Origin of the sequence: Burkholderia glumae LMG 2196 = ATCC 33617 (assembly GCF_000960995.1) — a bacterium.
GTDB lineage: Bacteria > Pseudomonadota > Gammaproteobacteria > Burkholderiales > Burkholderiaceae > Burkholderia > Burkholderia glumae.
The window spans coordinates 3,164,107-3,174,106 of sequence record NZ_CP009435.1; the positions used below are offsets into that span (position 1 = coordinate 3,164,107).

At 62.3% G+C, this 10,000-nt stretch carries 11 protein-coding genes and 1 tRNA gene; 1 reads left to right on the forward strand and 11 read right to left on the reverse strand.

Going from position 1 to position 10,000, the window contains the following annotated elements; translation table 11 throughout:
- Positions 1-226: 226 nt before the first annotated feature.
- Positions 227-305, reverse strand: a tRNA-Pro gene (locus KS03_RS26690).
- 312 nt (positions 306-617) lie between these two features.
- The gene (locus KS03_RS31810; protein WP_127913945.1) at positions 618-1,565 is read right to left on the reverse strand and encodes a hypothetical protein; all 948 of its coding nucleotides are present in this window, start codon (positions 1,563-1,565) and stop codon (positions 618-620) included.
- A 494-nt stretch (positions 1,566-2,059) separates the two neighbouring features.
- Between KS03_RS31810 and KS03_RS26695 the strand changes: the two genes are divergently transcribed.
- Complete coding sequence (locus KS03_RS26695) at positions 2,060-2,527, forward strand: hypothetical protein (protein ID WP_015876012.1); 468 nt, start codon at positions 2,060-2,062, stop codon at positions 2,525-2,527.
- Positions 2,528-2,556: 29 nt separating this feature from the next.
- On the opposite strand, the gene KS03_RS26700 is transcribed toward KS03_RS26695, so the two are convergent.
- From KS03_RS26700 to KS03_RS32995, 9 genes are all read right to left on the reverse strand, one after another.
- A complete protein-coding gene (locus KS03_RS26700) occupies positions 2,557-3,348 on the reverse strand; it encodes a DNA adenine methylase (protein ID WP_015876013.1) in 792 nt (263 codons plus the stop codon).
- Between the two features lie 142 nt (positions 3,349-3,490).
- Entirely contained in the window at positions 3,491-4,294 is an 804-nt protein-coding gene (locus tag KS03_RS33255; RefSeq protein WP_015876014.1) for a patatin-like phospholipase family protein, read from the reverse strand.
- A complete protein-coding gene (locus tag KS03_RS26710; RefSeq protein WP_015876015.1) occupies positions 4,291-4,770 on the reverse strand; it encodes a hypothetical protein in 480 nt (159 codons plus the stop codon). Before KS03_RS26710 ends, KS03_RS33255 begins: the two co-directional genes overlap by 4 nt.
- Positions 4,771-4,843: 73 nt before the next feature.
- Entirely contained in the window at positions 4,844-5,167 is a 324-nt protein-coding gene (locus tag KS03_RS26715) for a hypothetical protein (RefSeq protein ID WP_045678918.1), read from the reverse strand.
- A gap of 61 nt (positions 5,168-5,228) precedes the next feature.
- A complete protein-coding gene (locus tag KS03_RS26720; protein WP_017432426.1) occupies positions 5,229-5,684 on the reverse strand; it encodes a glycoside hydrolase family 73 protein in 456 nt (151 codons plus the stop codon).
- 2 nt (positions 5,685-5,686) lie between these two features.
- Complete coding sequence (locus KS03_RS26725; protein WP_232252252.1) at positions 5,687-6,010, reverse strand: hypothetical protein; 324 nt, start codon at positions 6,008-6,010, stop codon at positions 5,687-5,689.
- A gap of 114 nt (positions 6,011-6,124) precedes the next feature.
- On the reverse strand, positions 6,125-8,095 hold the full coding sequence (locus tag KS03_RS26730) for a pectate lyase family protein (protein ID WP_015876018.1): 1,971 nt from the start codon (positions 8,093-8,095) through the stop codon (positions 6,125-6,127).
- A gap of 15 nt (positions 8,096-8,110) precedes the next feature.
- Positions 8,111-8,338 (reverse strand): hypothetical protein, encoded by a 228-nt coding sequence (locus tag KS03_RS26735; protein ID WP_017432425.1) that lies wholly within the window; start codon positions 8,336-8,338, stop codon positions 8,111-8,113.
- Positions 8,332-9,972, reverse strand: coding sequence for a glycine-rich domain-containing protein (locus KS03_RS32995; protein ID WP_015876019.1), 1,641 nt, complete (start codon positions 9,970-9,972; stop codon positions 8,332-8,334). The genes KS03_RS26735 and KS03_RS32995 overlap by 7 nt, the downstream gene beginning before the upstream one ends.
- Between the last annotated feature and the right edge of the window lie 28 nt (positions 9,973-10,000).

Sequence of the window (10,000 nt, forward strand, 5' to 3'; positions counted from 1 at the left end):
GAGGGACGGCTCCGACGGCCTCGTCGAACAGCGCCAAAACCTTCTCCGTGCGGCTTGCCGGTCTTTGGGTTGCGGTCCACATCAAGTCGCGCGACGTGCCGGTGCCCACGGTCAGGAGGGCGATGCCGGCAGCATGATTTTGGAAATCTTCCAAAACGGCCGTTTTCGGCGCCGAGGACGGCAATGAAAAAGCCCGCACAACCCATTGATTGTGCGGGCTTGATTCTGGTCGGGGCGAGAGGATTTGAACCTCCGACCACCTGCACCCCATGCAGCCGCGAAATCTCCCGCAATCGCCCGCCCAGCAACGTTTCCAAGCATTCCGCCCCCAACTCAGTGCTCAAGAAATAAGCACGCTGTCATGCGGAAAGAGCACGGATGATAGCGCACTTATTGGAGGATCACCTCTGACGATCTCTACCTAAGTGGCATGGTTCCAACGGCGGTCACGCTTGAGGCATCGCGGCAAGGACCTGACGCAGCAGTCCCGGCGCCTCGTCGCTACCACATCGGTCGCGTACAGTGAAGCCCTTCGTAGCTGGCGAGGCATGCACGAGCTTCGTCCAGCTTTCGTAGCTCGGACGACAAAGGGGATCCAACGGTCGAAAGGAAACTTCCTATGCAAAGTGTGATACCCCAGAATATCTGGGATTTTTAACGACGCTTACGTTCCATCCCATCGAGAAATTCACGCCGTCAACACCCGCCTGGACGGTTCCATACGCACACACTGCGGACACAAGGGTAATCCTCGAAGAAATACGCCCTTTCGCCGCCAACGACTCGATCGAGGAACGAATTTTCTTTGTAAGCTGTTGATCAAGATGGTTTGCCCCAATCACGACCACACCTCCCGCGTCACCAGTTAATTGCTTGGCCGCCTCTTTTAATTGCCCCTCGATCTTTTCCTCAACTCGACCAAGATCCGGAACAGCATTTGGCCAATGAAATACATTTGGCGCCTTTATCTCGATAGACGCACTCCGAGATGAAGTTAAATTCAAATACAAATCAGCAGATTTTCCCGCTGCACTTTCTGCCTTAGTGATGCCCACACTATTCCCATTTCTTTCCAAATATGAACAACACAAGAGCATAGCTATAGTGTGATGATATTCGTTACAAAGAGCAGGCCCGATCACATCCTTAAAAAGCGGATGATGCTTCCAACTAGAGGACAATTCAAGCCACTGCGCGATGTACCTAACCACCATCGCATCGTCCCCTCCGAAATCAAAGCTTTTCCTCTCTACCCCCTGAACGAGGCGATCAACGGCCCACGCGAGTGGACACCGCATGAAAAATCTATTTCCATTCTTCCTTGCTCGCTCCGCAGTGCCAAGCACACCTAGGAACGCCCCTCCGGTCCAGAATATTAATTCCGCCTTTAATTTTTCGATCCATTCGACACTTAACTCAAACCCTCCGTGCTGAGGAACAACGCCGGAATTCCTACGCACCCTCTCTATTTCTTGATCACAAGTTAGTGAATTTTCACCAACACCAAGATCCAGTGTTCCATTTAACCGAAATCGCCCTGAATCTCCCATTGAAATCAAAGCCAATGGCAATGGCTCGATGTCACTCCAACTATGAGTAGTAGATATTGCGTGACATTTATAGCACTCAATATCAAGACCAATGAGCCGCCGAGGCTCATATCGCTCGACCAGAACATTTCCACACTCTCTGCACACAAAATTACCTTCCCCCGCGCCCCGAAAGAGAGGCCCATCGTTGCACTGCACCAACACCGGTCTTGATTTCATCTTAGAGGTTTAGTTGCAGATTAATTGTCAGAGAAACAAAATACCCACCCTGCTTAAAATTATCGCCCCCCCAAAAACGCACCGCTCCACTTAGCGCAGCATTATAGAAAGTTATCCTGTGCACCATAGCACTTCAAGGCCAACAGTTATAACAACAAAGTTCACGAGGTTGATAGCTCGTTAGGTGCGCTGCAAGTTCTAGACATCGTTGACCCTCTTTTTTCGCCTTGACGCGTCCATCCTATCTCGAATTGAATACCTGTACATTCATACAGGATCAGAGGTAGAAAGTGGGCGCGAGGCAGAAACCGAACTGGGCCTACATCTGGGAATTCGACTGCCCGATCAGCGGAACGCGCCAGCGCACGTACACCCCGCTGACAGCAGAAGAATTCACGCTCGAAATCTGCCAGCTCATTCCGGACGTCAACGCAGTCAGGATCGAAGGGACGCAGGTCGATCGGAACGTCGTGCCTGCCGAGCCGGAAGACCCGCCGCCGCTGGAGCGTAAGCGCTTCCCCGAGTTCCAGCAGCCCACGCGCGCCGAACTGCGAGAGCTGTGGAAGTTGTATCCGGACAATCACGTCGTGCGCCGGACCATCCTTGAGCTGATTCGAACGCAGGGCCGATTTCATGAGGCCGAGCGGTTGCGGCAGTCCATCCAAGCTGTCTGGCGCGAGGAAGTCGGCGGCCATCTCGTCGCAATGTATCAACTGAGACTGCTTCTACAGGAAGAGACAAGGGCCGCCGACTGGTGATGCCCGCACTGCCGGGCGGGCACCTTGGTCTAGAACAGCCCCGCCGGCTCCGCCGACACATCCCAGCTGAAGACGATCAACTCCCGCCGAGGCACCGAGCGGCCGCCCCCGCTCACCGTGTACTCGATGTCGACCGTCTCGACATGGAAGCCGTCGAAGATCCGGCGGGTCTCGGGATGGTCGTTCACGCTGAGAATGGCCTTCCCCTTCAAGGCGCGCATGCGGTCTGCGACCGCCCCGTACTCGCTCACGGGAAACGGGACGCCATACCCCGTCATCTCGAGATACGGAGGGTCCATGTAGAAAAACGTGTGGCCGCGATCGTACCGATCGACGCAATCCCGCCAGTCCAGTTGCTCGATGCAGGTCGCCGCCAGCCGGAGATGGGCAGACGACAGCGTCTCCTCAATCCGCCACAGGTTAAGCCCAGGCGGCGACGTTGTGGACGTGCCGAACGTCTGCCCTTCCACCTTGCCGCCGAAGCACAGCTGCTGCAAGTAGAAGAACCTGGCCGCTCGCTGGATATCCGTCAGCGTCTCGGGTGGCGTCTTCTGCTGCCACTCGAACATCGCCCGACTGCTCAGCGCCCACCTGAACTGCCGGACGAACTCCTCGGGGTGGACCTTGACCACCCGGTACAGGTTCACCAACTCGCCGTTGACGTCGTTGATGATCTCAACGTTCGCGGGCGGCCGCATGAAGTACAACGCGGCCCCGCCAGCAAACACCTCTACATAGCACTCGTGACGCGGAAACCGCGGTATGAGCTGATCCGCGAGACGGCGCTTTCCGCCGATCCAGGGAATGATAGGTAAAGCCATCCGTGACAAACCTCCGATTATTGCTACAATCGGCCCGCCCCCCGGGGGTGGCAGGGCCTTGGCCTGTCACTGGCGCGTTCAGTGATGGGTGGCCACATCGGTGCTGCAACACCGATGCCGGTCGCCCTGTCTTACAACTCCCTCACGGCATCGCCGCGAGGCTCCTGCTGGTTTCCCTGTACCCGTCGTCGAAGAGCCGCTGCCGGACGGCGGGCGCCATATCTCGGTCGAACGAGCTCGCGTAGCCGGTCGGCACGCTGACGATCATCGCCCCGCTCTGCTCGTCCGCCGCCATCCTGGCCGCCTCGTTGGACGCCAGCATGAGGTCGATCACCCGCGACGCGATCGTGCGCAGCCCGTAACGGCCTGGCGCGAGCGGGGCGTCATCGGACCTCAGGAACACGCCCAGACGCGGCACCTCATCCACGGTCAGATCGCTCACGGGGATGTTGTCGGCCGTGCCGCCGTCGACGAGCAGCGCGCCAGCGGCGGCCACGGGCGGAAAGACGAACGGAATCGACGCGCTCGCCCGGGCCGCGAGCGCGATCGGCACTGCCGGCGTCGTGGCGCGCGACAGCTGGAATTCGCGCTCCGTCAGAAGATCGGCCGCAACGATCTTCAATCCGACGTCGATCTGGTCGAACGTCCGCCCTCCCGTCTGCTGCATGAGGAACGCCAGCATCTCGTCGCCGCTGCAGAGCGCGTTGACCCGGATTACAGACCAGGCCGAGAACCGCATCATCGGTGACCAGTCGACCGACATGCAGAGTGTGTGCATGTCGGCCAGCGACATGCCGCTGGCGTAGAGCGCAGCGACGATCGAGCCGCCCGACGTGCCGGCGAGCTCGACGACCTCATACCCGGCATCGGCAACCGCCTGCAGCGCACCGAGGTGCGCCGACAGGCGGAAGCCCGAGCCGCTCAAGGCAACTCGGATCTGCTTCATTGCGCGGCCGCCGAGCTAGCCGGCACTGCTTCGCTGGCCGACGCGGGGGGCGCCGTAGCGGCCGCAGTCGTCGCCGACGCCTGGCCGTAGACCGACAGGGCCTGCGTAACCGACAGTTGCAGCACCCCGAGTGCCGCGATCGCGATCGGCTTCTGGTTGTCCGGGATCAGCTTCGACGCGAGCACGGCCGTCTCGATCGCCGGGATGCCGGTGCCGATCAGGGCCTGGGCGGAGGTCACCGTAATCGACGTTGCGGCCGTGCAGAACAGCCCGTTCGCGGCCGCCGCGGCCGAGACGGCCGGGTCGATCGCGGCCACTGCCACGAGCGTCGGCTGCACCACCGTGCAGCCGTTCTTCACAGCGGTCTGGAGCGTCGCCAGCGCGCCGGCAACGGATTGCTGGGAGGCGGTCGAGCAACCGGCCAGGGATGCGACGGCCAGCACTGCGCCTGCCGCGAGCAGCATGAGCTTCTTCATGGTTAGTACCTTCGGGAATGCCGCGAGCGCGGCGGGTGGGAAAAGCGTGGGTGCGTGGACGTCAGATGAGGCGTTACTGCAGGGTGGGCACCGGCGGCCGGCCAGTGGGCGCCGACGCCGAGGCCTGATCCGATGCGCCGCTCTGCGGTACCGCGACAGCGACCGATATCCCGGGCGAGGGCTTGATATCGACGGCGTCCGAAGTCGGGGGCGCCCCGGGCGAGGATGCGCCGCTGTCGCCTGCCCCCCGTCCCTGGGAAACGTGCTTACCCAGGAAGGTGAGGCCCGCGGCCAAGGCCGCGACGTAGCCTGGCGCATCCGCCTTACCCATCAGGACGAGCGCGCCCCACGCCCCATACAGCAGCACTGCACCAACAAAAACCAGCAGCATGTACATCCGAACCTCCGGCATAAAAAAAGGCCGCTCGCGGCGGCCGGGTGGTGAATTACACGCGACGTTAGCCGTCGAGCGCGCTCAGGTTGTGCGACTTGATGATGGCGATGATCTTCGCCGCATAGTTCGGGTCGGTGGCGTAGCCAGCCGCCGCGACTGCGGTCGCGAACGTCGTGCCGCTGGTGTACGCGAATGCGGCGGCGTAGCGGGGATTGACGATCAGGAACTGTGCGTGATCGTTGAGGCTCGCGAGCCAGTCGGAATAGACGCGCCACCTGGCTGTCACGGTGGTCGGCTTCCCCGCCACGTACTCGGTCGTGGGCAGCATGACCGTCGGCCCCTTCCACGAGCCGTCTGCCTTCACCCCAAACAGGTTGAAGTAGCGCTGGGCGAGCTGCGAGGAAGCCCACCCGGACTCGAGCGCGGCCTGCGCAACAACGAAGCTCGCCGGGATCTTGGTGGACGTCGCCAGTTGGCACGCCGCCGGCGAGATCGCGTTGATGAAGTCATTCGGTGTCATGGTCACCCCAAGAGGAACGTGAAGGCCGCATGCGCCCAGTCGGGCACCGGCTCGTGATGCAGGTAGCGATAAATGACGATGGCGACCAGCGTGAACGCGGCCAGTTGCCCGACCACGTTGCGCATCAGAAATCGCCATGCATCGGCAATCCGGCAGAGCGCACGCATCACCTTCTGACCGCCCTGCCACGTCTCGACCATGGACTGCGTATTGGCCACGACGGTGTCGAGCTTTCCGTCTTGTATCCGGAGGTGTTCGTCCTGCTGCCGAAGGTGTGCGTCCTGGCGCTCGAGGTGACTCCTGACCTGCGCCTCCATCTGGTTCATTCGTGCTTCCAACTTCGAGAAGCGGCGGTCTCCGCTGCGCAGTCGCTCCTCGACGCCAGCGTTGGTCGATCTTTGTTCAGGCATTTGATCCCCGGGAAAGGAAGTGCAGCGCGCTCAGGTTCCAGTGCAAACGAACTGCACGACGTCGGTTCCGGTGCCGCTCAAAGCGAACGAGGTGCCGGAGGTTTGTGAGATGCGCACCGCGTTGGTAGCGGTCGTGTCGGTGGCCGTGCATGCATAGCTGGTCGACGAGGTATAGGCAGCTGCGCCCGAGAGCGTGACCGTGGCCGCGCCCGAGGCGAGTGTCGCCGTCCCCTTCACCATGTGCGGCGCGTTGGCGGCCGCGCCGGAGGTCGAATACAACGGCATCGCGCCGGTGCCGGTCGCGGCCAGGTTCCCGTAGACGGCGGCCGAGCCTCCAACCTGCAGCTTGTTAGTGCCGTCGTCCGTGCCGCCGACGAGCAGGCGGCCGCCGTATTTGGTGAGATTGATGTTGAACTTCGTCCCGGCTGACGCCGTGTTGTATGCCTCGACCGCGAGCTCGGATGCGGTGTCGGAATAGAAGCTCGCCGTGGCCGAGTTGCTCAGCTTCATCTGCACCGCGCCGCCGCCCTTGGGACTGAGCGTCACGGGAATCGTGGCGTCCGAGCCGATGGCGGCCAGCGCTGGCGACGAGCCGGCCGCAGCACTCATCGAGCTCAACGAGTTGCCGCTGTTCACGGACTGGTAGAAGCTTCCCGATCCGGTGAGATTGAACGGCGCGGAGTAGTTCGATGCGCTGTCGAGCTGCGCGCCGAAGATCTGGTTTCCGGCAGCGCCGTTGATCTCGGCGACGCACGATGTTGCGTTCGTCACCCCGTATGTCTGGCAGCCGAGCCCCATGGCGGTATTGTTCGACGAGCCATCCAGCACGAGGCCGCGCTGAAGGCTGTTGATCGACTCGATCCACGTCGATGCGATACGCGTGTATGCGGAGTTCTTGATGTACAAGACGTCGCCGAGCGCGTTGTCGATCGTGTTGCCAAAGAACCCGAAGTCGTTGTTGTTCCCTGCCAGGCGCACGACGTTGATCGACGCGTTGTAGGGATGCGAGTTCTGGATCATCGTGGTCTGCGCGCCGGGGTTGGCGTAGATGCAGTAGTTCACGACGAACCCGCCGTTCATGATGAAGCCGTCGATCGTCGAGTCGGATGCGAACGCCCCCAACTCGATCCCGGCCTTGCCGGCAGTCGTCGAGTAGATGCGGATGTTCTTCAGCCGCACGTCGTGCATGTAGACCGACGTCGTCGGGTTGCCGTCGATCTTGATCGACGAATAGCCGGCCGGGACATTGTTGAAGGCCAGGTTCAGCAGGTCGAGCGTCTGCGCGAACGTGGTGTCGAGCGTGTTCGCGGTGCCGGCGGTGCCGTCGAACTTCAGATCACGGATCGTCGAGTGCGAGTCGAACGTGAAGGCGCCCGCGATCGCCGGATAGCTGATCGAGCCGCCCGTCTGGATCAGGACACTGTTCGGGCCGTCTCCGTAGAGCGTGAATCCGACGGTCTGCGGCAAGACCAGGCCGCTCTCGCGATACTGGCCCGCCGGGATATAGACGGTCTTCGCTCCCGAGTTCAGCGCGGCCTGGATGCAGGCCGTGCTATCGGCTACACCGGTTTTGTCGCAGCCCGGGAAGTCGAGGATGCTCACCACGTCGCTCAGCTTGCTTGCGACCGAGCGGCCGCCGGCGCCGGACAGCGATGCCTGGAACTGCAGATTGCCGGTCGCGCCCAGCGCCGTGGTCGCGCCGGTGCCGCCCGAGGCAAACGAAAGAGGCGTCGAGAACGAAACGCTCCCCGTACTGGTCAACGTCGCGAAATTGCCGGTCGAGAAGTTGCCCGTCGCAAACGACGCCGTGGTGCCGTTGAGCGGCCCCGTGAGGGTTCCACCCGCCACCGGCAATGCGTTTGCGGCAACGCGGCTGAATGCCGTGTTCAACTGCTCCGCGGTCAGCACCTGGCCAGGAACAAACTGCCCCATCGCGAGATGGGGCGCACAGACGGCTACCAGCGAGACCGCGAGCAGCAGCGTTTTGAAAATGCGATTCATGGTCCTCTTCCCCGGTCAGTTCGACGACGTCGGCGCCACATTGGTCAAGCTGCCGTTCACGACATACCAGCGCTGCCCGTCGTTCGGGTGCCAGTCAGCGTCGTCGGTGATGGGCAGCATCTGGGACTCCGGGAAAGCCTTGAGCGGATCCTCTGCGTAGCCGTAGGCCTCGGTGTCGATCCAGCCCAACACCGCCTTCACCTGCGCGTCGAAATATGCGTATCGAGCCATCGTGATCACCATTCAATGAGCATGAAACCGGGCATGCCGGGCGTACCGACGGAGCCGTTAGTGGTCCCCGTCGTAGTGGTCGGGCCATACGACCCACCCGCGCCGGAGCCGCCGACGCCGTAGCCATAGGAAGCGGACGGGGCGATCAGGTTGGCGACGCCGCCAATCGCGCCGCGGCCGGGCGCTCCGCTCGCGCCGAACGGGCCGCCGCCACCGCGGCCACCCGTCGCGCCAGGTCCGTACTGGGACGTGTCTTGGCCGTATTCGCCGTTCGGGAATCCGTTGCCGCCGGGTTGGCCGGGCCATGCCTGCGTCGGCGCGCCGCTGCTCCCCACTTGGCCACCTGCACCCGCGGGCAGCACGTCAGATCCCACCGAGGTGTTGCTCCCGTTGCCACCGGTGCCCCCGACGGCGCCGGCTACGCCGCCAGCTCCGATCACGATCGGAACGACCTGGCCAGGTGTCACCGACATTGGGTTTCGGATCCACGATCGACCGGCACCACCACCAGCAGAACCGGCGACGATGTTGTTGGCGGGGATGTTCGGCGATCCGGCGCCACCTCCCCCACCGGCACAGCCAGTTCGATAGATCGTCGTCACCCCGGGCGGCACGGTGAAGTTGCCGCTCGATGTAAAAATCTGGAAGCGCGGTGCTCCCAACTGCACACTGCCAGTACAGGTGATCAGCACGTACGAGGAAATGTCGGCACGCCAGAGCAGCAGCGCACGACCGCCCGCGGCGAGCTCGCCGCCCGTGAGAGCACTCTGGGAAACGCCGACGATGGGCGCAGCCGCGATTACGCCCGGGTTGGGGGTGAAGGTCGCCGCCCCGGTATTCGTGTTCGCCACCTTCACCCAGAAGGCCTGGTTGTCGGTGAGAGTCGTAGACGGAACGGGGAAATTCGCCTGCAGCGTGTTGACCGCGCCAACGTCGGTGCCGAAGTTGAGGTTGCCGGTCTGAACCGATTGAAGAAGGCCGCTCGGCAGAATCGGCGCGCCCGAGTACTGGGCGATGTTCGCCGACGTGATCGAGGTTTGGCCGAACGCGACAGTGATCACCCAAAGGCCCACCCAGCCGGTGTCCGGCGACGGCGTCGCCTGGGTCCCGCTCGTCGCAGGGATCCCGGCCTTCACCTGAAATGCGACCACTCCATCGCGGAATGTGTTGCTCGTCGCACCCGTATTACCGGGCCCTGACCACGGGGTCGCCGGGTTCGCGGCGTTGTAGAACTGCAGCACCACCGGAGCGTTCCCGGTGGTCGGATCAAGGCTGATATCGCTGTCCTGATACTGCGCCTCGATCAGGTAGCTGATCGACTGCCCGCTCGTACCGGGCGGCGCAAACGCCGAGCTGATGTACGTTTCGAGCTGAATGCCCTGTTTGAGGATCTGATCGGTCGTGTCGGCCGGCAACGTGCCGCACGTGGTCGCTTCCAGGTTCTCGAGTTGGTAGATCTCGCCCTTCCCGATTTGGACAGTCATGCCGGCCGGCGATGTCGGGGTGCACGCAAGCCCCTGCACGACGGTGTTGGTGCCGAGCACCGCCGAGCTGAGCTTCGCCAGCCCCACCATGGTTTGCTGCGCCTGAGCGGAGAATGTCCACTCGTAGACTTGCTGCCCGATATACGTTTCGATGCGACGCATGTGATGGCCTGAAAATGAAAAAGCCCGC

Coding starts and splice junctions, on each gene's coding strand:
- KS03_RS26700 (WP_015876013.1), bottom strand. CDS start 3,348: ATGGCTTTACCTATCATTCCCTGGATCGGCGGAAAGCGCCGTCTCGCG.
- KS03_RS33255 (WP_015876014.1), bottom strand. CDS start 4,294: ATGAAGCAGATCCGAGTTGCCTTGAGCGGCTCGGGCTTCCGCCTGTCG.
- KS03_RS26710 (WP_015876015.1), bottom strand. CDS start 4,770: ATGAAGAAGCTCATGCTGCTCGCGGCAGGCGCAGTGCTGGCCGTCGCA.
- KS03_RS26715 (WP_045678918.1), bottom strand. CDS start 5,167: ATGTACATGCTGCTGGTTTTTGTTGGTGCAGTGCTGCTGTATGGGGCG.
- KS03_RS26720 (WP_017432426.1), bottom strand. CDS start 5,684: ATGACACCGAATGACTTCATCAACGCGATCTCGCCGGCGGCGTGCCAA.
- KS03_RS26725 (WP_232252252.1), bottom strand. CDS start 6,010: ATGAACCAGATGGAGGCGCAGGTCAGGAGTCACCTCGAGCGCCAGGAC.
- KS03_RS26730 (WP_015876018.1), bottom strand. CDS start 8,095: ATGAATCGCATTTTCAAAACGCTGCTGCTCGCGGTCTCGCTGGTAGCC.
- KS03_RS26735 (WP_017432425.1), bottom strand. CDS start 8,338: ATGGTGATCACGATGGCTCGATACGCATATTTCGACGCGCAGGTGAAG.
- KS03_RS32995 (WP_015876019.1), bottom strand. CDS start 9,972: ATGCGTCGCATCGAAACGTATATCGGGCAGCAAGTCTACGAGTGGACA.